The 23,610-nt window shown below is 42.8% G+C and carries 27 protein-coding genes; 11 read left to right on the top strand and 16 right to left on the bottom strand.

Translation table 11 applies throughout. The features are described from left to right. Window positions 1-91: 91 nt before the first annotated feature. The 3 genes from upp (at window position 92) to V7K49_RS16285 (ending at window position 1,562) form a co-directional block, all read left to right on the top strand. A complete protein-coding gene (gene upp / locus V7K49_RS16295; RefSeq protein ID WP_334870073.1) occupies window positions 92-742 on the top strand; it encodes a uracil phosphoribosyltransferase in 651 nt (216 codons plus the stop codon). Window positions 743-817: 75 nt separating this feature from the next. Then, window positions 818-1,171, top strand: coding sequence for a hypothetical protein (locus tag V7K49_RS16290; RefSeq protein ID WP_334870432.1), 354 nt, complete (start codon window positions 818-820; stop codon window positions 1,169-1,171). A 127-nt stretch (window positions 1,172-1,298) separates the two neighbouring features. After that, entirely contained in the window at window positions 1,299-1,562 is a 264-nt protein-coding gene (locus V7K49_RS16285; protein WP_334870075.1) for a YggT family protein, read from the top strand. Between the two features lie 82 nt (window positions 1,563-1,644). Here V7K49_RS16285 and V7K49_RS16280 read toward each other — a convergent pair whose 3' ends face one another. Beyond that, the gene (locus V7K49_RS16280) at window positions 1,645-2,076 is read right to left on the bottom strand and encodes a biotin carboxylase (RefSeq protein WP_334870077.1); all 432 of its coding nucleotides are present in this window, start codon (window positions 2,074-2,076) and stop codon (window positions 1,645-1,647) included. Between the two features lie 136 nt (window positions 2,077-2,212). On the opposite strand from V7K49_RS16280, the gene V7K49_RS16275 reads away from it, so the two are divergent. Further along, on the top strand, window positions 2,213-2,821 hold the full coding sequence (locus tag V7K49_RS16275; protein WP_335206441.1) for a hypothetical protein: 609 nt from the start codon (window positions 2,213-2,215) through the stop codon (window positions 2,819-2,821). A 306-nt stretch (window positions 2,822-3,127) separates the two neighbouring features. Here V7K49_RS16275 and V7K49_RS16270 read toward each other — a convergent pair whose 3' ends face one another. Both V7K49_RS16270 and V7K49_RS16265 read right to left on the bottom strand, forming a co-directional pair. Next, complete coding sequence (locus V7K49_RS16270) at window positions 3,128-4,330, bottom strand: alpha/beta hydrolase (protein WP_335206440.1); 1,203 nt, start codon at window positions 4,328-4,330, stop codon at window positions 3,128-3,130. Between the two features lie 264 nt (window positions 4,331-4,594). Then, on the bottom strand, window positions 4,595-5,482 hold the full coding sequence (locus tag V7K49_RS16265) for a shikimate dehydrogenase (RefSeq protein WP_335206439.1): 888 nt from the start codon (window positions 5,480-5,482) through the stop codon (window positions 4,595-4,597). Between the two features lie 83 nt (window positions 5,483-5,565). Between V7K49_RS16265 and V7K49_RS16260 the strand changes: the two genes are divergently transcribed. After that, complete coding sequence (locus tag V7K49_RS16260; RefSeq protein ID WP_335206438.1) at window positions 5,566-6,498, top strand: alpha/beta fold hydrolase; 933 nt, start codon at window positions 5,566-5,568, stop codon at window positions 6,496-6,498. Between the two features lie 38 nt (window positions 6,499-6,536). Here the strand turns inward: V7K49_RS16260 and V7K49_RS16255 are convergent, their stop codons facing one another. Further along, window positions 6,537-6,662 carry a hypothetical protein gene (locus tag V7K49_RS16255; RefSeq protein ID WP_335206437.1) on the bottom strand — a complete coding sequence of 42 codons (126 nt, stop codon included), beginning with the start codon at window positions 6,660-6,662 and terminating at the stop codon, window positions 6,537-6,539. Between the two features lie 155 nt (window positions 6,663-6,817). On the opposite strand from V7K49_RS16255, the gene V7K49_RS16250 reads away from it, so the two are divergent. Together V7K49_RS16250 and V7K49_RS16245 are read left to right on the top strand one after the other, a co-directional pair. Then, the gene (locus V7K49_RS16250) at window positions 6,818-7,558 is read left to right on the top strand and encodes an RNA methyltransferase (protein ID WP_335206435.1); all 741 of its coding nucleotides are present in this window, start codon (window positions 6,818-6,820) and stop codon (window positions 7,556-7,558) included. A 172-nt stretch (window positions 7,559-7,730) separates the two neighbouring features. Then, a complete protein-coding gene (locus tag V7K49_RS16245; protein ID WP_335206433.1) occupies window positions 7,731-9,299 on the top strand; it encodes a serine hydrolase in 1,569 nt (522 codons plus the stop codon). 257 nt (window positions 9,300-9,556) lie between these two features. Here V7K49_RS16245 and dprA read toward each other — a convergent pair whose 3' ends face one another. Next, the gene (gene dprA, locus V7K49_RS16240) at window positions 9,557-10,672 is read right to left on the bottom strand and encodes a DNA-processing protein DprA (protein ID WP_335206431.1); all 1,116 of its coding nucleotides are present in this window, start codon (window positions 10,670-10,672) and stop codon (window positions 9,557-9,559) included. A 342-nt stretch (window positions 10,673-11,014) separates the two neighbouring features. Here dprA and V7K49_RS16235 point away from each other — a divergent pair, with 342 nt between their 5' ends. Further along, window positions 11,015-12,199: an alpha/beta hydrolase gene (locus tag V7K49_RS16235; protein WP_335206430.1), complete on the top strand. Its 1,185-nt coding sequence runs from the start codon at window positions 11,015-11,017 to the stop codon at window positions 12,197-12,199. Window positions 12,200-12,544: 345 nt separating this feature from the next. Here V7K49_RS16235 and V7K49_RS16230 read toward each other — a convergent pair whose 3' ends face one another. After that, window positions 12,545-13,234 (bottom strand): ElyC/SanA/YdcF family protein, encoded by a 690-nt coding sequence (locus V7K49_RS16230; protein WP_335206429.1) that lies wholly within the window; start codon window positions 13,232-13,234, stop codon window positions 12,545-12,547. Continuing rightward, window positions 13,234-13,890, bottom strand: a complete 657-nt coding sequence (locus V7K49_RS16225; RefSeq protein WP_334870099.1) for a DUF2301 domain-containing membrane protein — start codon at window positions 13,888-13,890, stop codon at window positions 13,234-13,236. Before V7K49_RS16225 ends, V7K49_RS16230 begins: the two co-directional genes overlap by 1 nt. A 129-nt stretch (window positions 13,891-14,019) precedes the next feature. On the opposite strand from V7K49_RS16225, the gene V7K49_RS16220 reads away from it, so the two are divergent. After that, entirely contained in the window at window positions 14,020-14,184 is a 165-nt protein-coding gene (locus V7K49_RS16220; protein ID WP_334870102.1) for a hypothetical protein, read from the top strand. Between the two features lie 250 nt (window positions 14,185-14,434). Here the strand turns inward: V7K49_RS16220 and V7K49_RS16215 are convergent, their stop codons facing one another. The 7 genes from V7K49_RS16215 to V7K49_RS16185 form a co-directional block, all read right to left on the bottom strand. After that, window positions 14,435-15,343, bottom strand: a complete 909-nt coding sequence (locus V7K49_RS16215) for an AAA family ATPase (protein WP_334870104.1) — start codon at window positions 15,341-15,343, stop codon at window positions 14,435-14,437. A gap of 146 nt (window positions 15,344-15,489) precedes the next feature. After that, entirely contained in the window at window positions 15,490-16,590 is a 1,101-nt protein-coding gene (locus tag V7K49_RS16210) for a bifunctional riboflavin kinase/FAD synthetase (RefSeq protein WP_273766026.1), read from the bottom strand. A gap of 49 nt (window positions 16,591-16,639) precedes the next feature. Beyond that, on the bottom strand, window positions 16,640-16,783 hold the full coding sequence (locus tag V7K49_RS16205) for a hypothetical protein (protein ID WP_334870108.1): 144 nt from the start codon (window positions 16,781-16,783) through the stop codon (window positions 16,640-16,642). Between the two features lie 53 nt (window positions 16,784-16,836). Then, window positions 16,837-17,055, bottom strand: a complete 219-nt coding sequence (locus tag V7K49_RS16200; RefSeq protein ID WP_334870110.1) for a hypothetical protein — start codon at window positions 17,053-17,055, stop codon at window positions 16,837-16,839. A 408-nt stretch (window positions 17,056-17,463) separates the two neighbouring features. Next, window positions 17,464-18,360, bottom strand: a complete 897-nt coding sequence (locus V7K49_RS16195) for an MBL fold metallo-hydrolase (RefSeq protein ID WP_335206428.1) — start codon at window positions 18,358-18,360, stop codon at window positions 17,464-17,466. A gap of 287 nt (window positions 18,361-18,647) precedes the next feature. After that, window positions 18,648-19,445: a 5'/3'-nucleotidase SurE gene (gene surE, locus V7K49_RS16190; protein ID WP_334796928.1), complete on the bottom strand. Its 798-nt coding sequence runs from the start codon at window positions 19,443-19,445 to the stop codon at window positions 18,648-18,650. 193 nt (window positions 19,446-19,638) lie between these two features. Next, window positions 19,639-19,818, bottom strand: a complete 180-nt coding sequence (locus V7K49_RS16185; protein WP_334870113.1) for a hypothetical protein — start codon at window positions 19,816-19,818, stop codon at window positions 19,639-19,641. Between the two features lie 77 nt (window positions 19,819-19,895). Here V7K49_RS16185 and pheS point away from each other — a divergent pair, with 77 nt between their 5' ends. Both pheS and V7K49_RS16175 read left to right on the top strand, forming a co-directional pair. Next, window positions 19,896-20,888: a phenylalanine--tRNA ligase subunit alpha gene (gene pheS / locus V7K49_RS16180; RefSeq protein ID WP_335206426.1), complete on the top strand. Its 993-nt coding sequence runs from the start codon at window positions 19,896-19,898 to the stop codon at window positions 20,886-20,888. Window positions 20,889-21,406: 518 nt separating this feature from the next. Then, window positions 21,407-22,807: a GIY-YIG nuclease family protein gene (locus V7K49_RS16175; protein WP_335206424.1), complete on the top strand. Its 1,401-nt coding sequence runs from the start codon at window positions 21,407-21,409 to the stop codon at window positions 22,805-22,807. Window positions 22,808-22,926: 119 nt separating this feature from the next. Here V7K49_RS16175 and V7K49_RS16170 read toward each other — a convergent pair whose 3' ends face one another. Together V7K49_RS16170 and V7K49_RS16165 are read right to left on the bottom strand one after the other, a co-directional pair. Then, window positions 22,927-23,076: a hypothetical protein gene (locus V7K49_RS16170; protein WP_335206423.1), complete on the bottom strand. Its 150-nt coding sequence runs from the start codon at window positions 23,074-23,076 to the stop codon at window positions 22,927-22,929. A gap of 125 nt (window positions 23,077-23,201) precedes the next feature. Beyond that, window positions 23,202-23,399: an alpha/beta hydrolase family protein gene (locus tag V7K49_RS16165; RefSeq protein WP_335206422.1), complete on the bottom strand. Its 198-nt coding sequence runs from the start codon at window positions 23,397-23,399 to the stop codon at window positions 23,202-23,204. Window positions 23,400-23,610: the final 211 nt, after the last annotated feature.

Genomic DNA, 23,610 nt, shown 5'->3' with positions numbered 1-23,610 from the left:
GAGAGTATTAATTTTAGGTGTCAGCCGGATACAGGAAAGAGTATTATGGTGTTTCAGTTCTAATACAATAAAAAAGCGCCAAATTCTGACTATGACGCTACAATTGCGTGTTTATGTTCCACCCCATCCCCTGATCAAACACTGGCTAGCAGTTGCCCGTGATGCTGGCACGCCTTCAGTATTATTTCGCAGTGCCATGACTGAGTTGGGAAGATGGCTGACTTATGAAGCTGTGCGAGACTGGTTGCCGACCCAAGAAACAACGGTGCAGAGTCCCTTGGATACCTGTCCAGCAACTGTGATTGATCCACAAGTGCCTATGGCGGTAGTGCCAATTCTGCGGGCTGGACTAGGATTACTTGAGGGAGCGCAGACTTTACTACCTTTGGCATCGATTTACCATCTTGGCTTGGCACGAAATGAAGAGACACTGCAACCTCATTGTTATCTGAACAAGTTACCAGAAAAATTTGACCCGGAAACACTAGTGTTAATTACCGATCCAATGTTGGCAACAGGAGGGTCGATAATGACTGCAATGGCAGAATTGACACAACGAGGTGCTGATCCAGCCCTGATACGGATTGTTTGTGTAGTGGCGGCTCCACCAGCTTTGCAAAAACTGAGTGCAGCTTATCCAGGTTTAATAGTTTACACGGCGACTATTGACGAAACAGTTAATAGTAAGGGGTATATTGTACCAGGATTGGGAGATGCAGGCGATCGCATCTTTGGGACTTAAGCTAGTATGCAGCTAGGGCAGGAAAATAGCATAACTACTGTAAAAGTTGCAAGCTTTGTTGAAGGCGGTAAAGATATGAGTCAGCGAGATGGTTTTGGCAGTGGTTTTGTAGCAGGGGCGTTTGTCGGTGGCGTATTTGGCGGTGTCATCGGGGCACTGATTGCTTCTCGACGCGATCCCCAATTGATAGCACAGGAGGAGACAGAACTGACAGATAGCCAAGCCGAAGCTAGAAAAATAGCAGCCAAGCGGCGTCAGATGAAAGCTTCCGAAAGTGAGAACATCGGCATAGAAACGGCCCGGCGATCGCTAGAAGATAAAATTGCCCAGCTAAATGCCACAATTGATGAAGTCCGAAAGCAACTAGGTAATGTGAATGGTGGTTCACCGGAAGCAACCAATGACCGCTCCCTCACTAAGGAGTCCTGAAATTCTTTCAGGCGTGGTGAAAATGTCTCCTGTGGTAAATGTGGAATCGGCAAACACCATGACATGGACTAAATTAAAATTAAAAGATAAGACCGCGTTTGACACTTAGTAGGAAACCAACAAATCCATGTACCTTCTGATTACCACTCTGGCTACTTTCATCCAGATTTATACTGCTTTGCTAATTATTCGGGTTTTATTGACCTGGTTCCCGACAATTAACTGGTATAACCAGCCATTTTCTGCTTTGAGCCAGATAACTGACCCTTATCTGGATTTGTTCCGCCGAGTTATTCCCCCATTGGGTGGTATGGATTTTTCTCCAATGTTAGCGATTATACTGCTTCAAGTTGTAAGTGGTTTGATAGGTGGTCTACAAGCCTACGCATAAAGCAGAATTTGCAGTTTGCTCAACGTTCAATTAAAAGATTTTCAGTCTGGGCTGGTTAGCCTAGACTGATTTAACTTATCTCTTAACGCCGGACTTGACCGCTAAATCCCGCTGCTTTAAACTGCTTCAGCTTCAATGGAGTAGGCTGATTCGCAGGCACAGAAATTCTCAATTCAAAATCGCTAATACCTGGTGGAACTTCGGTAATAGAACCTAAGCGAGTGCGGTTTTGCATTACCGAGTCATTGTTGGCATCATAGATGCGTCCAAAAATATCTGCGTCGTAAGCTGTTTTATTAGTAGCATTTTCTGCTTTGCCAATGACAATAAAGCAATTGGCAGCCGCGCTACCACTACTGCTCACAGCCCCTTCTGCTAGTTCTGGTGGACAATCTTTATAAGAAACATCAAATAATTTAATCTGTGTCAACGCTACAGCTGGGGGAGTGATCACCCACGATAGAAAAATGATGAGACAGGAAATAAAAATGACCGTGAGTGACCGCAACCGCATACAACACCCCGTGACTTAATCCAACAATATCTAACTTCTAGCCTCAGCTTACCTGATTTTAAGTACAACAGGATTGAAGACTTTAATTTAACCTTTGTAATAATTAGGGAAATAAACCCTCCATTGCTATTAACTTATGACTCCAGATGAGATTGAAGCAGCTATGCTCGCAGCCTTTAATGATTGTGATGCAGCAAGCTGTCCTCTCACTGACACGCAGAAACAGATATTACTGCAAGTGGTCGAGCAAATTCCGGGAAATACCTCTGGGGCGTCAGGTATTCCTAATCCCTTAGACGAACTAAATCCAGAGGAGTTGGAAGTATTTTTACAGTTTGTTAAGGATGAAGAACAACTTAACCGCACTTGGAAAGTGCAATTACTCAACGACTGGTTACTGGAAAACGACTCTGGAACAGTACAATTTATCCGGCAACGCTATGGTTTACAGTGGCTGAATCGTGTTGAGTCATACCATTTTGATAAGTATTCTTATTTTGAGGATGCACTAAAGTTAAGAGTAGGCGATCGCATTGAAGTTTCCAATGCACTATGGGAATGGGTGCAACAAGATGGCCCTTGTAAGCGCGAATGGTTTCCCTGTATGGTGATTCAGGTCGAGGAGATTAGCAACGGCGATGATTCCTCTACTAACTGCGTCGTCCGCTTCTTCAACGGCGCTGAGTATGAAATTCAAGGAATGTACGAATGGAATCGCTACAATTGGCGCTGGCCTCAGAAGTAGTGCTGTACATGGATAGCGGGGCGTTTAGCCCGTGCTGAGTTTTTAATACTCGTTCATCCACCTTTGATACTCGTTCATCCACCTTTGATACTCGTTCATCCACCCTTGAACTCCGTTGATGAGTCTTTAATACTCGTTCATCCACCTTTGATACTCATTCATCCACCTTTGAACTCCGTTGATAAGTCTTTGATACTCGTTCATCCACCTTTGATACTCATTCATCCACCTTTGAACTCCGTTGATAAGTCTTTGATACTCGTGAATGAGTCTTTATGCTCTGACTGCTGCTGTATGTTGATGAAATTATTGCTTGAACAACGCCCAAGCCAAAAACCTCTCGGTATAATACAACGCTAATTGATTGCTCACACCGTTGAAAACGGCATCAAAAGCATGTTCTGCCCAAGGAATTTCTAAAAAAACCGCAGTATTACCAGAGTCATGTAAACGTTCATACATCTGTCTACCAAATCGCGCTTCTACCAAATGGTCACGACTGCCGTAAATTAATAAAGTTGGTGGTAAAGGGTGCGTTAGATAATTTATCGGTGAAGCAATTTGATACTGATTAGGCAATTCTTCTAAAGAACCACCGAGAAATGCTTTTAAAACAGCGCGGGTATTGATAGGATCGGGAACTGGCGGTGTTTTGTATCCTTCAGTTAAGTTAACAGGCCCATAATAGTCCACCACACCACGAATAGGTGGTGCATCTGGTTGATAAGCCGCTAGCATTGCTAGGTGCGCTCCCGCAGAACGTCCTAAAAGTACCATGTGTTCTGGATCGGCTTCATATTCCGCTGCATGTTTGCGAATAAAATTTAGGGCTGTACGCACGTCATCTAACTGAGTTGGAAAGCGATATTTAGGTGCGTGTCGATAGTCGATCGCAAATACTGTATATCCACGATTTGCAATATATTGATTAAACTCGGAATTGGCATGAGGATTGCCATATTGCCAAGCTCCACCATAAATTACTACGACTGCTGGATATTTCCCAACCTCTGGGGGTTGGTAAACTTCCATTTTTAAAGGCACTCCCGCAGGAGAAGCAAAAAGAATATTTTTTTGATGACGCGTTTTACCTAATGCAATACCCCGGAAGGAATTAACTAAATTAAAGGGATGGGTTTGCATCTTAGCCCTTACTTGGACTGGAATTTGCTCTAGATAATTTGCTCCCAATCCTTGTTTCATCGCTTTAGCCATCTGCATTTCAGTTAGTGGGATATTCACTAGCACCCATCCACAAATTAGCAATCCTATCAAACTGAAAATACAAGCTAAACGCTGTAGTTTACGGCGACGGATGTAGAATAAAACAAGTGATAAAGAGAGAAAATTTAATAATAATAACCAAGGACTGATTTCTGGCGCTCCCACTGCTAGCGTCAGTAAAAACATATTTGGAGCCGGAAGAAGAATCCAAGAACTGAGAAACAGACTTGCAAAGCTTAGTAATAATGCAAGCCATGATAAAAGTATTTTGGGTTTAGCAAACATAAATTAAAGTGCGGTAATAAGGACTCCAAAGAAATACAATTTATCTGCCAATGCTCCGGTTGGCAATAGTTAAATCATGTCGAGTCATATTACTTTAATAAGTATTCTTACTTTGAGGATGCACTAAAGCTGAGATTAGGCGATCGCATTCAAGTTTTCAATGCCCTGTGGGAATGAGTACAAGACGATGAAACCTGTGCGCGAGAATACTTTGCCTTGAAAGCCAGAAATCCTAGAGAATTGGTGCATTAGTTTTGGAATACCTTATTTCCCTAAGCCCAGGTGATTTAGTAATGCTTGGCGCATCACTTCTACAGGCACAGTTTCCGGCTGCAACCAAATTTTTAATGCTGCTACCCCTTGTTGGACTAACATTTCCAATCCATCGATCGCAATTGCACCTTGTTTTTCTGCTTGCTCTAGAAATTGCGTCGGTTTAGGGATATATATTAAATCGTAAGCGATCGCACCAGTTGGCAAATTCGCTATTTCTTCTGCACTCAAAGGCGACTCATCAACCTTAGGATACATACCAATGGGGGTTGTATTTACCAGCAGATTAGCTTCGGGAATTAGCTTTGAAAGTTCCTCCCATTCATAAACTTGTAAATTCTCACTTATGGGTGAATTGCTCCAACTATTGCCAAATTCTTCTAATCTCTGCACATTCCGCCCAACAACATGAATTTTGGCAAAACCTAGCTGGTGACAACCTGCTACAACTGCCCTAGCTGCGCCACCATTGCCTAAAATTACCGCCACTTTCTGACTCCAATCCTGCTTATACGTTGTCTGCAAAGGAGCGATAAATCCTTTTATATCTGTATTTGTCCCCACCCATTGATTATTTTGGCGACTAACAGTATTCACTGCGCCGATAGTTTGAGCGAGTGGTGTAATTTCTGAGAGGAGGGGTATGATTGCCTGTTTATGAGGGATTGTCACATTAAAGCCAACAACCCCAATAGCGGCGAAACCTGCGATCGCTACCTCTAAATTCTCTGGTGCTATAGGAAAGGGGAGATAAACGTAATCTAATCCTAAATGAGCGATCGCTGCATTATGCATGACTGGCGATAGCGAATGTTCCACCGGATGTCCAATTACACCCAGCAGTTGAGTTTTACCTGTAATTAATCTTTCTTTAGTCATTAGTTATTTCTGCCTCATCTCCCCCGACTCTCTTCTTGCACTAGCCTACAATTATTAAAAGCTACTTAACATTTCTTATGATTATGCAGGCAACTACAGCCCCCTCTACAACCCCAATTCCTGGTAAATATTGGCAGTGGCGCGGGCACAACGTTTACTATGTGCGTGCGGGAGAAAAACAATCGCAACGTCCGCCCTTGCTTTTGGTACATGGATTTGGTGCTTCCACAGACCACTGGCGCAAGAATATCACAGGATTGTGTCAAAATTTTGAAGTATTTGCGATCGACCTTTTGGGATTCGGGCGATCGGCAAAACCAAAATTACAGTACAGCGGTGACTTGTGGCGCGATCAACTCCATGATTTTATCAGGGAAGTAATTGGTCAAAAAGCAGTATTAGCGGGTAATTCCCTTGGTGGCTATGCTGGCTTGTGTGTTGCAGCACAATGTCCCGACAGTGCGGCTGGTTTAGTGTTACTCAATAGTGCCGGACCTTTTAGCGAAAGCCAGCCTACATCTGAGCCTGAAGCTTTACAATCAGAAATTCAGCCACCTAAACAACCCACTACTTTGCAGAAACTTCTCGGTGACAGTACTAAGTGGATTTTTCAACAACCTTTAGCCCAATCTCTGTTATTTCAATACGTGCGACAACGTTGGGTAATTCGACAAACTCTAGAAAAAGTTTATCTTGACAAGAGTGCGATTACAGACCAATTGGTAGAAGAAATTTCTCGCCCTGCTTATGATTCGGGTGCAATGGAAGTATTTGTGTCAGTCTTTAGCACTCCTCAAGGAGAAAAAGTTGATGTGCTACTAAAGCAATTAACTTGTCCTCTGTTGATGTTGTGGGGAGAAGCTGACCCTTGGATGAATGCTAGAGAACGTTCCCAAAAGTTTCGTCAATATTATCCTAAACTCACAGAACATTTCCTAACAGCCGGTCATTGCCCCCATGATGAAGTACCCGATAGAGTAAACCAACTTTTAGGCGATTGGGTTTTGTCTATCTAAATTGCTAAAAAATCTCTTTCAACTCGCATCCACAAATATTAAGTATAGGATGCGAGTTGCCCGGAGATGGCAACGCCGCAAATAAAGTGCGATTCGTTCAGTCGAAACCGAGCAATCGGCGGACGATTGGCTTCTACAGGGTAATCCATGAGGATTGAGTTCACACTTTAATCTTTTGTAGATGACAACTTTATAACCTTAGTCGATTTCATGGATCAGATACACAGCTAAAATGATTTAAAGGAAACTCTTCAGCAGAACATCCAATGCTGAGAATTAGCCTGTAAGTATTATCTGGTGCGATCGCAGGAGGCAAAAAATGGGCTTGGCTGGATTAAGAATTGTGTTGGTAGAGCCAGCTGGGCCGATAAATGTCGGGGCGATCGCCAGAGTTATGAAAAATTTCGGAATACATCATTTAGTATTAGTAAATCCCCAATGCGATCCGCTATCAGTGGAAGCTTTGAAGATGGCTGTTCATGCTAAGGAAATTTTAGAATCTGCGGTATTAGTGGCGACATTACCAGAAGCATTGCATGGATGTGTACGGGCGATCGCTACTACTGGTCGCGTTCGGAGTTGGGAAACACCCTTAGAAAAACCCCGCACTGCACTACCCTGGTTACTGGAGGAACCAGAAAAACCCGCAGCCCTGATTTTTGGCAGGGAAGACCGGGGATTAAGCAATGAAGAATTAAATTATGCACAAAGGTTTGTTGGCATTCCCACGAGTCCAAATTATGTAGCCCTGAATTTAGCCACCGCCGTAGCAATCTGCTGTTATGAATTGTCACAATGTGGAGAACAACCGGATACTCAGACTTTACCCCAAACAGAACTTGCACCAATAGAAGTTGTGGAAGGATACTACCAGCAATTAGAATCATTATTATTGAAAATTGGTTATGTGTATCCACATACGGCAGCTAGTCGCATGGAAAAATTTCGCCAATTATATAATCGCGCTCACCTGAAAACAGGGGAAGTAGCCATGCTGCGAGGGATTTTGCAGCAGGTAGAATGGGCGCTTAAAAACCAGAGGGATGGTGAAAACTTGTAATTATTCGTTTAATATGTACGCAATCATCCCCCCAAAATAATTAAGATGGCTTAATAAACATAAAAATGCTACATAGTGGCAAAGTTGAATTTGAGTATTAATATTGCTTAAAGATTAAGTTTTGGGTCAGGAGTCTGCAATAAAAAAGCCTAGTGGGTCACAAGGAGTAACGGTGTCAGATTCAAGTGACGAATTAACAGCTTTCTCGCGGCGTCAACCCTTAAATGGCCGCCAGCGTCCACAAAAGGTTCAAAAAGTGGTACAGAAGAAAGTGAAAGTTAAGAGCCAGAAGCAGCAAGGTGCTACTGGCAAAGAAGCGGCGCAAACACGCCCAAAAGATCAGAGCAGTCCTCCCCCAATCCCTACTGCTACACGCAGGGTAAAATCGGGGTTAGTCATGCCAGCAGCAGTAAAACCAATACCTAGTGTGAAGGGGAAAATTCCTCCTTTTCGACCAGGTGCTGTGATGGTGAAAACAGTGCAAATGGAAAAGCCAAAAAGAGGTCGGCGATCATCACGGAAGACGCGATTAAAGCCAATGGCCAAAACCATGTTGTATGTTGTGCGGTTGTTAATTGTCGGTGTGGGTATGGGTGCAATTGTTGGCACAGTGTTGTCAGTATTAGACCCGGCTAATCGCATCAGCACAAATTCGGCGACGCAATCTAATAGTAATGTGGCGCGATCGCAGCCACAACCTACCCAAACTCCCCCAGCCCCAGGTTCGAGCCTATACCTATCCCAAGAAATTATCCCTTTGAAAAATGCCGTGCAAAATTTGGCGGCGACCAACCCAAATCTTACACCCGGAGTTTTCTTAGTAGATTTGGATACTGGTAATTATGTAGATGTCAATGGCTCCACCAGTTTTCCAGCAGCTAGCACAATTAAACTGCCGATTTTGATTGCCTTTTTCCAGGATGTGGACGCGGGGAAAATTCGCCTGGATGAAATGCTGACCATGCAACAGGATATGATAGCTGGTGGTTCTGGAAATCTGCAATACAAACCAGCCGGAACCCAGTCCGCCGCTCTGGAAGTCGCCACTAAAATGATTACAATCAGCGACAACACAGCGACAAATATGCTGATTGCCCGACTGGGAGGAATGGAAGCTTTAAACCAGCGTTTCCGGAACTGGGGATTGACAAACACAATAATTCGCAATCAACTCCCAGATTTGGAAGGGACAAACACCACTAGTCCGAGGGAATTAGGGAATTTAATGGCGATTGTGAGTCAGGGAAATTTAGTGAGTATGCCATCACGCGATATCATGCTCGATATCTTGCGTCGCACTCAGAGAGACACTCTGCTACCATCGGGTTTGGGAACAGGCGCGAGAATATACCACAAAACTGGCGATATTGGCACAATGTTAGCAGATACAGGTTTAGTTGCTTTGCCAACTGGCAAGCGCTACATAGCTGCGGTCATGGTCCAACGCCCAAATAACGACCCTCGCGCCGAAAAACTGATTAGCTCAATTTCTAGTGCTGCCTACCAAGAGTTTAGTCAGAATGCTGTTACACCCAACAGTACCACAAGCACTATACCCGCAAATGGTTATCAACCCCCTGTTGGGAGTCCTGCTTTATCCAACGGGACGACAGGCACCGTGCCCATGAGTATTTATCAGCCTCCTGTTGTGAATCCTGTACCCAACAGTATGGGGGGTACTGTGCCGGCAAATGGTTATCAATCTCCAGTTATGAATCCGCAGTATTATCCCCAAAGATAATTTGGGATTTTGGAATTTTGCATTGTTCATTACATCCACTCTCCCTCATAAATGAGCGGCGAACTAGAGCTGATTGCCTGCCAACCTCACCCGATTGAGAGTAACGGTTTTAATCCTAACGCGACTCTGCCATTCGACTATACAATTGAGTAGTTTGTTTTTATATAAAAATTGTATTTTTATATTCCCATAAATCTCAGGGTTAAATTGCTAAAAACAAAGTTAAAAAGCTAAATAATGCTATTCTCTTTTAACTCTTAACTTTTTTGATACCGCATTCCGGGCAGTTGCGAAATTAAACCCATAAGTTCCAACTGTAATAAGGCACCGGAAACTGAGCCAGCAGCCATGCCGGTTTGTTGGATAATAAAATCGAAGGGTAAAGCATCACTAGCAAGTGCATCCATTACCGTTTGCAATTCTGGCGACAAAGTTGGCATTAACTGTTCTGGTGCTGTGGAAGCCTCGATTCCATCAATTTGTGGTATTGCTCCTAGCATTGTTAACAGTTCATCTAGTTCCTTAAGAATGAAAGTTGCTCCCTGACTCAGTAACTTTAAACACCCTTGGGATGGATGATCGTCTAGTCTCCCAGGCAGTGCATAGACATCTCTGCCAAATTCATTTGCGTAGGTAGCTGTTATTAAAGCACCAGATTTTAACGGCGCTTCCATTACCAGGATAGCGCGGCTTAAACCTGCAATAATTCGGTTGCGGCGGGGAAAGTGCGTGCGATCGGGTGGGGTTTTCGTGGGGTACTCACTCATGACTAACCCAGCCGTCAAAATTTGCTTGTACAAATCCCGATTTTTATGCGGATAGATGACATCTACACCAGTTCCCAAAACTGCGATCGTGCGTCCACCTGCTTTCATAGCGGCGATGTGGCTTTCTGTGTCAATTCCCTCTGCCATCCCAGAAACAACTGTAAAACCATTTTTAGCCAAAGCTGTACTAATTTGGCGAGTCCAACGAATGCCGTATTCTGAGGGTTGGCGTGTTCCGACAATCCCAACCATCGGTTTTTGTCCAAGATTTTCTTGGAGTTCGACTTCACCGCGATAGTATAAAATGGGCGGTGGACTCGGAGTTTCCAGCAGTAAGCGGGGATAATCTGCATCTGCTGGTGTCCAGAAATGGGAATTTTCCTGCTGGTGCTTGGTGAATAATTGTTCTGGGTGCAAACGCGATCGCTGTTGTACTACTTTTTCTAGTGTTTGAAAACCAAAACCCTCTACCTCTCCTAACTGGACCTTGGTAGCGTTCCAAGCTGTTGCCAACGTGCCAAAATGCTGTTGCAGCCGTCGCAGTAATACCGGGCCAATTCCAGAAATTTGCGTCCAAGCTAGCCAATATGCACCTTCCTCTACCACGGTTCTATCCTCACGCCTACTGGATTGAGTATTCCCAAATTAGGTTTAGCTGTTGATATAAAAAGGGAGTGGAGGAGATGGGGAAGTTTCTTAAAACATGGAAGTTGAACCTTTGAGGGTGGAAGTTGAGCCTTTAGGGATTGACAAAAAATAAATTATCCAAAATTATTTGTAGATTTGTAGGGGATCTTGGCCTTGCGCCCCTACGATGGGATGTTTTTTTAACTAGGAAGTCCCTTAAGGGTGAAAGTTGAGCCTTTGAGGGTGGAAGTTCAGCCTTTGACTATTAAATATTGACTCTTGGCTCTTGACTCTTGACTCTTGACCATTGACTATTAACTGTTGACTATTCCACTATCTTCTGCGATGCAATATTTCTATCGTCTTTTAATATGCCTATCTGGGTGCTTAATATTTTTACTGCTGCATAGTTGTCTTGGTTTGTTGCCGAGTTTGGCCGCGGAAAAGATTGTTGCCAGGTACGGATTGTTTGAGCAATCGCTCCCAGTGGCAGATATACGCAAGTATGCCGAGACGCAAAAGGTTTCTGGCGATTTGCAATCTTTCTTAGGTTACCTCAGCGCTAAGGATAAACAGAAGTTCCAAGATGCTCTTCAGGTGAAAATGTCTCTTGATATTGCGGCTTTAGATAAGCTGATAAATACAGGAATAGGCAAGCAAATTTTATCTTTTGCTTCCCAAGCGACTGTCTTTCCGACACGCTCCCCGATCGCCCGTCGTGATCAAGGCAGTATACAAGCCCTACGAGCTGCTATTATCTTAGGAGCAAAATCACCAGAAGGTTTAGGAATAACCAGCTTTCTAGAAGCCTATCCCAGTAATCAACTAGTTATTGACGTGTCAAAAATTTCCAAGCTACTCAGCATGGCAAATGCATCTTCTGGTTCTGCTGATGCACCACCAAAAGACAATGTAAGTTCTTCACCCTTAGGGCAAATTTCACTGCAATATCAGATACTCGCCGCCCAAGGTAAACAGTTCTCAGGTTGCTTATTTGGTGATTCTATTTCGGCTGAACTTGGTAATACCCTTGGGAATGGTACTTTTAATTTTGGGTTAAATGGTCTGAGTACAATTTCATTACTGGAACAACTGAAAAGTTTAATTCCTACCAAACTTAAATGCGAAAAAGCGATTATTGCCATAGGTGGAAATGATGCTTGGTATGGAATTAGTGATCAGTTATTTAGCAAAAATCTGCAAGAGGCGATCGCACTGATCCGCACAATGGGAACTAAAGAGATTTTTCTCATTCCGGCTTTTTATTCAACAGTTGCAGCAAGCTTAGATCCAACTGTAGCAGCCCCACTTCCTAGAGTTGAACAAATTAATGTTCTGATTAATCAAATTTCTGAAACAGAAAAAGTGCCAGTTGCACCAGCAGGACTGGCACCATTGTATGAAAATAATGTTCTTAAAGAGAATTTGACGAGCGATGGTGACCATTTAAATGCAGAGGGTATAAAAATTTATCGACAAGCATTATTACAAATTCTCAGTAAGTAAATAGTCCGCAAGGCGATAGTCCTGCTCAATGGAATATAACCCCCATCTTTTAATTTGAGGTTGCATCACAAGCAGCCTTGAGAACGAGTGGCTAGAAAGCAGGCAGATTAAGCGTTTAATTAAAAGCCGCTACGCGTCTATGAATGAGGTACAAGCTAGGGGCGCACATCTGTGTGCCCCTACGAATTGCTGTACTTCAAGCAAGTGAAAACTGCTACAAGTAGTTAGGAACCAACATAATTCGTAGTTTGTGACTCGAAATTATGAATTACGATAGCTTGCTTCTCGCCATTCGCCTCTGGTTTCGTAGAGAAGGCGAGTATTACGAATTACTAATTATCACTTTTAGGCTTTCCAATTCAAAAACCGCGCATAAATATAAGCGATCGCTTCATCAATAATTGTCCGTACGCCTTGGCTATAACCCCACCATTCGTTTGGATCATAATCTTGTGTTTTGGCAGCAATCGCACCAACTTTAATGTTAGGGGTAAGTAGTTTTTTGAACAACAACCAACTCCTACGGGTGTGAACGTCTAAGGAAAAAATATTAATTGATTGTAGCTGTAAATTTGAATTAGATAGCCAGCGCTTAAATTCGGCAGCAGATGCATAACTACGATCCTTAATTACCATAGGTGTTGGAACAGCTACCACCTTGTCTGATTCTAAACCGAGTTTCTTGAAGGTGGCGGCTGACATTTCTGCAAAGTTCTTGTATTCGCTAAGATAATTTCCTTTTTCTATTGTGCCTCCTGTGGTAATTACTAGACGATAAGAACCGGTTTTAAATTCAGTCAAAGCTTCTTCTATTGCGTAATCAGGCAGCCATCCTTCAACGACTAATACTTCTGCTGATTTCATAGGGGAAGTCACGGCGAGAAATGAGTGTACATGAGTAATAGTGAAAAATATTAAATAAGCAATCAAAGCGATTGCAATCGCCCACCCCTGAGCCGTAAGTATCCACATTTCTTGGCGTTTTATTAGTTTGATTTTTGGAAATTTTTGACGCCGACGATTTTTTGTCTGCATTAAACCTTAGCTAAACGTTGTTCTTTCAAGTAAGTAAATACAGACTTATCTCCAATATCAGCAGAAATTGCTTGCACTGTCTTTCGCAGCGCAAACACCAAAAACAACGCCGCCCAAATTCCTAATAAAACATTTTCCCCCTGAGTTGGTAGAATTCCCACCAAATGTCCTAACAACAGTAGCGGTACTGTTAGGGTTAATACTTTGGTTTCCAGGCGATTGAAGCAAAAAGCCTCTTTAAAATAAATACCTGTCAAAGCAACGAAGATAAAACCAACTCCAAATAAGGTAACAGGCTGATTGTAAATAGTGAGAGCCAAAGGTTCACTACTAGAGATTGCCAGAATCACTGATGCTATACTACCGATAGCCCAAAAAATTTGCAACATTCGGTGCAGTGATGCCAGGTAAATATGAATGGTAAATAAACTTACACCGAGAGCGAGACTAAAACAAGCATATAGAGGCGTCAGTAGGGTTAAAACAGTCGAGTTATTGTTGAACAAAAGCAAAGTGCTGCCGATGGCAAAGCTGAGTGCAGCTACTAATAACCCAGCCCGATAGATAATTACGCCAGTGCGATCGCTCTGAGTAATTGTAAATTCCCCAAACTGACCTTGATAAACTTTTGGTACAGATAGTGTTTGCGTAGTCATATTCAAGAATATAGTTATGATTCTCTAGTAGAGTACACCAAGAAATTGCTCAAGGGTTACTCTTTTTATTATGGGTAATAAAACTAACTTAGTGTCACAATCCCTAAACTCTTAAGCAATTATTGTCGGGTGGGCACTGCCTACCGTGCGCTCAAACCCTTATTTTTAGGTTATGTGCAGTGCCCAACGCCAGTTGCTCTAGTTGGGGGAACCCCAGGCGCTCTCTACGCTTTAGACTCACTACAAGAGACACATTTCTTAAGAGATGAAACCTCGGCGATCGTTATCATCTAACCCGCACCGAATAAAAGTCAGTTTCTGCCGGGAGCAGTGCCCCAAAGTGAGGTGCTAAATAATTAGGGGTATTAAAATACACCTATTTAATAGTGCGATGCCGAATAGCCCGCCGTAGGCATCGCAGCCAAATAGCTATTTTTATTGATAATATAGCTATATAACTGAGAATTAAAACCCGATCTAACTTTGGAGGATTACTTCCGTTTCTACCTGTTTAAGAGACTTTTTCTCACATCGAACTCAGGTCTTAAGGAATAGAAACCGATCGCAATAACCGCTCAACAACAGTTCTCGCGTTGCGTCCTCCTCTAGGGATGAGGCGATGGCAAAGAACGTGAGGGACGAGAAATTTCACATCGTCGGGAATGACATAATCACGCCCTAATAGAAAAGCTAGCGCTTGGGCAGCCCGTTGTAATGCTAATGTGCCACGCGGACTGACACCAAGGGCTATCTCCTCATCTTGGCGTGTTGCCCGTACCAATTCGAGGATGTACTGTTGCAAGGAGGTTGCCACTTTTACTTGAGAGCAGAAGTAACGCAATTCCTGTACTTCGGCCAAGGTAATACAAGGCTGCAAATCAGCAACTTTTACACCATTTTGGAGATTTTGCAGCATCTGGAGTTCTTCTGCCTCGGAAGGATAGCCCAAACTCAGCGACAACATAAACCGATCCATTTGCGCTTCCGGCAGAGGAAAAGTACCTTGATACTCGATAGGGTTTTGAGTGGCAATAACAAAGAAGGGCTGGGGAACTGCACGAGAGACACCATCGACTGTTACCTGATGCTCTTCCATGACTTCCAGTAAAGCTGACTGAGTGCGGGGTGTAGCACGGTTGATTTCGTCAGTTAGGAGGATATTCGCAAAGACTGGCCCAGGAAGAAAAGTAAATTCACCGCTTTTTGGGTTCCAGATGTTGGTGCCAGTGATATCAGTTGGCAGTAAATCAGGGGTACATTGTAGCCGTTGAAACTTGCCATCCACAGAACGAGCTAGGGATTTAGCGAGCAGGGTTTTACCAACGCCAGGGACATCTTCTAGGAGGGCATGACCACCACCTAGCAGGGCGACTAGCACCAAGCGTATTGCCTCAGTTTTACCAACGATGGTAAGAGCCAGATTTTGTGTTAAAACGTCAATTTTTTCTCTCATGCAGTGCGGGGAGTGGGGAATAGGGAATGGGTAATGGGGACTGGGGACTGGGAACTGGATTATTCCCAATGCCCAATTTCCCTAAATACATTATTCCCACTCCTAACTCCTAACTCCTGTACGCGATTAATCGCGTCTCCTAAGTTTTAACTTTGCGCTCCAGCACTCAAAACTTCTTTAGCAACAATGCAGTCAAGTTGAATTTGTGTTTTCAGAGCTTCTAGAGAAGAAAATTTTTGTTCAGGGCGCAAAAATTTAACTAGCTGCACAGCCAGTTTTTTACCATATAAATCACCAGACCAATCGAATAAATGTACTTCTGCAGATGAATAAGTACCGTTTACAGTTGGGCGGTTACCGAGATTCATTATGCCCAAGCTCTCACTAGGAGTAGCATCTGATGTTTCACTGAGAGTGAAAACGCGGACAGCATAAACTCCTTGGTGGGGCAAGAACTTTTCTTTTGGTAGTTCGAGGTTGGCGGTGGGAAAGCCAATGGTTCTGCCTAATTGTTGACCTTGAACGACAACACCAATGAGAGTGTAGGGGCGTCCTAGTAGAAGATTTGCGTTTTCGATGTCGCCGTGCTCAAGGGTTTGGCGGATCAATGAAGTGCTAATGCGGGCATCCTGAGTCGGAGTAGTACTGACGCAATTGCTTTGGGTGGGCGAGTCACCTGTATAAGTTTGTAAGGGAACAATGGTAACGGGGATATTGTGCTTGGCGGCGATTAATTGCAAATCCTTAGCAGTACCACTGCGCTTTTCGCCAAAACAAAAATCTTCCCCTATACTAATTTGCTGGCATCGCAGTTGTTGCACGAGAATTCTTTGTACGAATTCTTCGGGTGTCAAGGCAGATAATTCTTTGTCAAAGGGTAGTAGTACCAGTTGTTCTACCCCAAGCGATCGCAATTGTTGGACTTTTTCATCCAGTGGTGTTAACAAAGTCCGGGGTTGCCCCGTAAAAAACTCCTGTGGATGGGGGTCAAAGGTGACAACTGTTGAGTAAGTATATTCTTTATTTGTCAATTGTCCGTTGTCAGTTGTTAGTTGTTGATTTTCCTTTGACTGCGGACTACTGGCTACTGACAAGTGACCACCAGCGTGCAAGACTGGTTGAATTACCCTTTGATGACCAAGATGAACACCATCAAACTTGCCAAGGGCAACAGCAGTAGGCATTAGCAGCCCTTCGCTCGAAGAAGCAACCCACATAGAACACCCATTTTTAGACAAATTTAGCACGTGGATTCTGAGATTTTAGGTTTATTTTAGCTATCAGCAGGAAGCTACCTTATGGTAAACCGCCTTGAGGAGGACAGCTTTTGTAGACGGTCTGAACTTCCACCAACTGCCCATGAGGTCTTGTGCTATCAGCCAGGGTGTTAATGCCACCCCTTTTAACTATCAGCCAAAAGCCTAAGCCACGGAAAGTCACCCAAGATGGTTTCTTCTGCGATTAGCTTAACTACGAATTTTAGATTTTAGATTTTAGATTTTAGATTTTAGATTTTTTGGTTCATGCTCCGCCATGTTAGGGCGAAACAAATCCAAAATCCTCAATTTAAAATCTTCAGCAGCCCAGTACCCAGACTTCGTTCCGCTACGTTCGCGGAGCGTCTCGCAGAGAAGATAGTGGTTTCTTTCAATCCCTTCGGCTTGGTGCAGTCGCTCATGAGGAGCCACTGCGGTGGACGGGTTAAGAGGCATAAAGGAGGCAGTACGCCCTTGCGGTTTCCCGACTTGTTCGCGCCTGGCTCACCACGCTGCTTCACCAAAATCCAAAATCCAAAATCCAAAATCCAAAATTGGTTGACAGCTAATTGCTAAGTCCAGATAACCTCAAATACCAGAGCTAAAAAGGCTCTAGTTTCGTGTTGAGACTGCAACAAGGTTTTACCCTTTGATCAGCCGCAAGAGAGGGCGTCTGTGGGTATCTGGGCTGTATTGGTAGAATCTATAAAGTGTGTCCTCCTGTTGTCGCTCTTATCCTGTGGTCGGCGCTCTGACAACTCTGGGCAGCGCTGTCTCACCGTGCAGCCAACAAGTACGCTCTTGCGCTGAAAGCTTCTGATCACCAATCTAATCTAAAATCTCCAATTCCTCCGATCGCAATCTTTAGGTAGAAAACTTACTAACAGGAAAAGATTCTGATAAAGAAACTGAAGTAGGAACCTGGAGTACCATTCCTTCCCGTGCCATGATAGCCCCAGGAAATTCCGCAGATGCTTGTTTCCCTACATGATCTAAAAAGTCGTCATTGTGCGCGGGATCATGGTGGTAAATCGCCAGAGTTTTGACGTTAGCAGCTTGTGCCACTTTCACTGCTTCTTGCCAGGTAGAATGACCCCAGCCAACTTTTGGGGTTTTTGGGCTATGGTATTCTTCGTCTGTATAGGTGGAATCGTAAATCAGAATGTCAGCATTACGAGCTAGCCACAGCACATTGTCATCGAGTCGGTCAGGAAAATGTTCGGTATCGGTAATATAAGCAGCAGCACCACCACGCCAGTTGACGCGGTATCCTACGGCTTCACCTGGGTGGTTTAAAGGTGCTGTTTCTACAGTAACGTCATCGATGTGTATTGGTTGCCCCGGTCGAATGTCGTAGAAATTTAAATTGGCTTGCATAATCTGCAAGGGTACAGGAAAGTTCGGATGCAACATCTGGTCATTGAGGCGCTGTTCTATGGTAGAGCCATCAGGAGCGATCGCGCCGTAGATATGAAAGTCATTCCCCTTTACAAATCCTGGGGTAAAGAAGGGAAAACCCTGCATGTGATCCCAGTGAGAGTGGGTAAAAAATATATGAGCTTCTAACGGCATTTGGCACAACAAAGATTGCCCCAAAACATGTAGTCCCGTGCCAGCATCGAAAATTAAGCGTTTATCGCCCGCTTGCATTGATATGCAAGGGGTATTACCGCCGTAACGAACGGTGTGTGGACCTGGACTGGGGATGCTGCCGCGAACGCCCCAAAATTGTACGGTAAACTGGTTCTCTATCCTAGACATGGGTGTTGCTTGCTGGACTGAGCGGGCGATAAATGAAAAAATTGCTACTTATTTTGTCTAAGTTTATGCTGTCTCACCGATTTTGGTAGAGGAAGGATTTCTTGGTAAAACAGCATACCCTGTTTCTGGCTAATTGTGTAAATGTGGATAAGATACTCTCAAGTAAAATTCTCAATTTTTTGGGGTGGGTGTGTATAAGTTATTTCAAGAGCGCCCCTACGTTATAGCCTACATTTTTCTGTGATGCATTTGAATAACCCCAGTTTTCTCCTCATTAATCAAATGATTCACGAAAACTTGAATTCCAACTCAGACAATTTATCTAATCCGGTTACGTAAGTAAGATTATATTGTAACGGGGTAATACTGATATAGTTTTTACGTACAACGTACACGTCTGTAGGTACATTTTGAGGCAGATTTAATCCGGTTGGAGGTTCTACTTCCTCAATTACCTCTCCGGTTAACCAGTAGTACGTTTTTCCACGAGGATCAACTCGTTTATCAAACACATCAATGTAACGCCGCACTCCTTGACGGGTAAGAGTAACTCCGGCAATTTCTTCCCACTGAACAGCAGGAATATTGACGTTGAGCAACATTAAATCTGGCAGCGGTTTTTGGGCTAACTGGTCTACGAGAATTTTGGCAAACTTAGCAGCAGGTTGAAAGTCTTTAGATGTGTGACTAATAAGACTTAGGGCTACACTGGGAATACCTTCAATTAGACCTTCCATTGCCGCCGAAACAGTGCCGGAATACAAGATTTCAGTTCCCAAATTCGCACCTTGATTAATGCCAGAGAGAACCAAATCGGGGGGAGTATCTAGCAAAGCCCACAGCGCCAATTTGACGCAATCTGAAGGCGTACCATCGCAAGCCCAAGCTTTGACAGCGGGATGAAAAATCCCTTCAACAATTTCGGCGCGAATTGGTTGGTGTAAAGTTAACCCATGTCCAGTTGCCGATCGCTCTCGATCTGGGCAAACTACACTAACATCATGACCTGCCTCTGCCAAATAGTTGGCTAGGGTACGGATACCCAAGGCAGAAATGCCGTCATCGTTGCTAATTAGTAATTTCATAGTCATTGGTCATTGGTCATTAATTATTAGTTATTTGTTATTAGCCATTTGTCAATGTCGTAGGTCACAGCCAGCAAAAAAACATCCATACTCACTAGTACACTGTGGCGTCAGTTTGCCTACCTTTAACAAGGTGCTCAGAGCAATTTGTCTGGTTAATTGAGATGTTAGCTGGATTTATGCGCCTGCTGTACTAGTACAGCGCGGCGGAAATAAACAACCCATTCCAAATCAACGAAACGCTTACGCTGTATTCATTTTGACTTTTGACTTTTGACTTTTGATTTCCGCCTTGCGGTACTAGCCCAATTGTCTCTAACTGATAAACAGAAGTTTGGTTTCGACCCTCACCTTTGGCTGATGTTAATGGCATAGCTGTAAGTTTATTTATCGAGCAGTTCACAGCTTTTGACTATAAACTAATGACTAATGACCAATGACTAATAACTAATGACTAGCAATTTAGAAGCTCAACTTTTAGCACTGCGGCAAGAAGGAGAAAAAGCGATCGCAGCCGCTGATACCTTAGAACGTCTGGAAGAACTCAGAGTTAACTATCTGGGTAAGAAAGGGGAACTGGGGGCACTGTTGCGAAGTATGGGGCAGATGAGCGCAGAGGAACGACCGAAAATTGGAGCGATCGCCAATACAGTCAAAGAATCCCTGCAAACTAGTCTAGACCAGCAACGCGCCGCCCTGGAATCTGCACAAATTCAAGCTTTGCTAGAGGCAGAAACTCTGGATGTAACTATACCGGGAATTTATAACCCCCAAGGTCGCATTCATCCCCTCAATGGCATTATCGACCGGGCACTGGATATCTTTGTTGGTATGGGCTACACCGTGGCTCAAGGACCAGAGATGGAAACAGATTACTATAATTTTGAGGCTCTGAATACCCCGCCTGATCACCCTGCTCGTGATATGCAGGATACATTCTACCTACCAGATGGTAATTTATTACGGACTCATACCTCATCAGTGCAAATTCGTTACATGGAAAGAGAGGAACCACCGGTTCGGGTTGTGGCTCCAGGGCGAGTTTATCGGCGAGATAATGTAGACGCGACTCACTCGGCGGTATTCCATCAAATAGAACTTTTAGCGATTGACGAGGGACTCACTTTTACAGACCTCAAAGGCACAATTAAGGTATTTTTACAAGCAATATTTGGCGAGTTACCAATTCGCTTCCGCGCTAGTTATTTCCCGTTTACTGAACCCTCGGCTGAGGTGGATTTGCAGTGGAATGGGCGCTGGCTAGAGGTGATGGGCTGCGGTATGGTCGATCCAAATGTACTTAAGTCTGTGGGTTACGACCCAGAAATTTATACTGGGTTTGCTGCCGGTTTTGGTGTAGAACGCTTTGCAATGGTGTTACATCAAATCGATGATATTCGTCGTTTGTATGCTAGTGATTTACGGTTTTTACAGCAATTTTAGGGAAGCGATCGCTTTAAATAATCAAGCGCTTACTAAACCTCTTGCAAAAGTCAATTTGATGAAAATATAACCACAGATAAATACCCATGAATTATCTGTGGTTTTAAATAATAGGTTAAGATGATGAATTTGGTAAACTATTCAGTACTGTGATCGCTTCTACTATCTTCCCAGAATTACAGCTAACCACAGAGCAAGTACTCAACGCTGGATAAAGCAATGTGGTTAAAAGGCAGACAGACGAAGTGATTTGAGAGGTGCGATCACGCAGTTTTTTGCCTGGGAGTGGATCGTAAATTTTCGAGCGCGGACAAAAATTTTTGTTGCACAAGTGATTCTTAGCATACTAACATCTAGCCAACTCAGCATGGATATACCCCAATTCACGGGATTAGATCGTGAGGTTGATGTTGGTGATAAATATCTAAAAACTTTGGGAATACTAAACTCTGATGGGGGAAAATTTGACTGCCTGAAGCTAAGGCGGCAATTAAATCTTTTCAGAAAGGAGAATAAACATGGTTTGTGGTATTTATCAGATTTCAAATACTGTTAATGGTAAGTCTTATATTGGACAATCACGAAACATATACAGGAGATGGAAACAACACACAAGAGGGTTGGATAAGCCGAATGTCTTAGAAATGGGAAGTTATCCACTTAGATATGCCTTTTTAAAATATGATCTAAAAGAGGTAGTGACTACACCCGGAAAAACAGGTTTATTTGATTTTAAAGTTATTGAAGAATGCACAGAAGATAAACTGCTAGAAAGAGAAAGATTCTGGATAAATACAATTGACCCAGAATATAACTGCAATATTTGGACACCTACCCGAAAGAAAAAGGAAATTGATTTTGAACCGAAATTTTGGGTTCAATACCATAATTATAATGTTTTAGGTTATGTACCTGTTGAAATGATTCTTGATGAATCCCTAATTGAAAAATATTATTATGAGGAAGTTTCGCCTGGTATATCAACTAAGAAAAGAGCCGTTTTAAATACTGTAGGCGATACAATTTTTTTGATAGTAGGGATAGGTAACAAGCCAAAACAATATTATATTTGGTCTAAATTTATTTGTGAGGAGATAGTTACAAATAATTATAAAAATAGTCATTCTTATGACGCTTTTGGTACTGGTTATTTAAGAGATTCACCTCAATTATTGAATTCAAAACAGTTTAATGAATTCAAAAGATTTTGTGGAAATTTTGGCTTTGGTTTTATGCGTATCAAAGAATCCTCTGAAGCTCGTACTTATTTAACTACGTTAAAAGATATAACAGAACATTATAAACCGAAAAATTCAAAGTTAAATTTTTTACAGTATATAAAAGATTTTTATACTCAAGTTACTCGTGTCAATCCTAATGAATATTCTGCTTATCACCAACGAGGTTTTTACAGACATTTAGCTGTTTCTCTGTCCATTGAAGAGGCTCTAGAATTGCTGCTGGGTGAGTATACAACATTAGTAATATTTGACCCAATGAATCATGAATTGAACTACAAAGGCAGTACACTATTAATTCATACATTGGACTTTTACAATCCAGAACAAGGAAAAGAATATATAGCCTCTTATGAATTCGACGAGAAAACATTTCCTCCTTACGCAATTGTAGGATGGATGACTGTTGAAAAAATTTTTAAATATGATGAAAAAAGCTTTGCTGCCGATAAAGATTTGCACTTGTTAGGAGAAAGTCTTGTTGACTACAAAAAGAGTTGTGGTTATGAGGGATATGATGTCTGGGGTATCGCTCTAAAAAAACCTATCTTTTTAAATCCGCCTATTTGTAACGTATTACCGCCAGAGGGTATTAATAACGGTGAACTATGGGGGGCTGAAGATTTGTCACACTTAGAAGCCTTCGATATAGCACTTCAAGCGAAAGTTGAGTATGAATAAGCCAAAAAATAGGGTGTAATATTTTTGTGTTTTGCTACACTGACCTCTTAGTTTATACGTTTACTGGATTAAAGATATTAAGGTGGTCGGTGAATTACACCAACCACCTTTTTGAAACTTTATTTAACTATTCCTGAATGACCTGGGATATCTCCCAAAGGTTCAAATCTACCGCCTAAATATTTGGCAAGAAACTCCTCTGCGATCGCAAAAAAGTGTAAGCGATTTTCTGGTCTAGCAAAACCATGTGCTTCATCTGTGTAAAGCAATACGGTTCACTTAAGAAAATTGTAGAAAATTGTAGGTTGGGTAGAACGAAGTGAAACCCAACAAAGTCACGGAAGTGTTGGGTTTCGTTCCTTAACCCAACCTACGCAGAAGTTGAGTTTTAGGCTTAACTGAACTGTATTGCTGTGTAAAGTGCATATTGCACTGGCAAACCAGCCTCCTGCATTGCGTTGACAATTTGATCACTTTCTGATTGTTTCACCCGTGGATCGTTTGCACCTTGACCAATAAGTAAAGGTTTTTGAATTCGGTCAACGAAGAATAAAGGCGATCGCCATTTGAGAAACTCCTCTTCTGTCTCCAAGTTGCCAACGCGATGATAAAGCTATTGCCTTGATCGGTTCCCAATAGGGCGGTATAGTTTCTATCAGGGTAATCAGGTTACTTGGCCTATACTCGTGAATGAGTGTTTGATACTCGCCGATGAGTCTTTGATACTCGTGAATGAGTGTTTGATACTCGTAAACAGAGTTATTACCTCGTTTACAGTCTCTGACTGGAAATGCCTATTTTGA

The sequence above is a fragment of the Nostoc sp. genome (assembly GCF_036919675.1).
Classification (GTDB): Bacteria; Cyanobacteriota; Cyanobacteriia; order Cyanobacteriales; family Nostocaceae; genus Nostoc.
The sequence above is the reverse complement of the archived record's forward strand: the minus strand, read 5'-3'. Positions and strand labels throughout refer to the sequence as shown.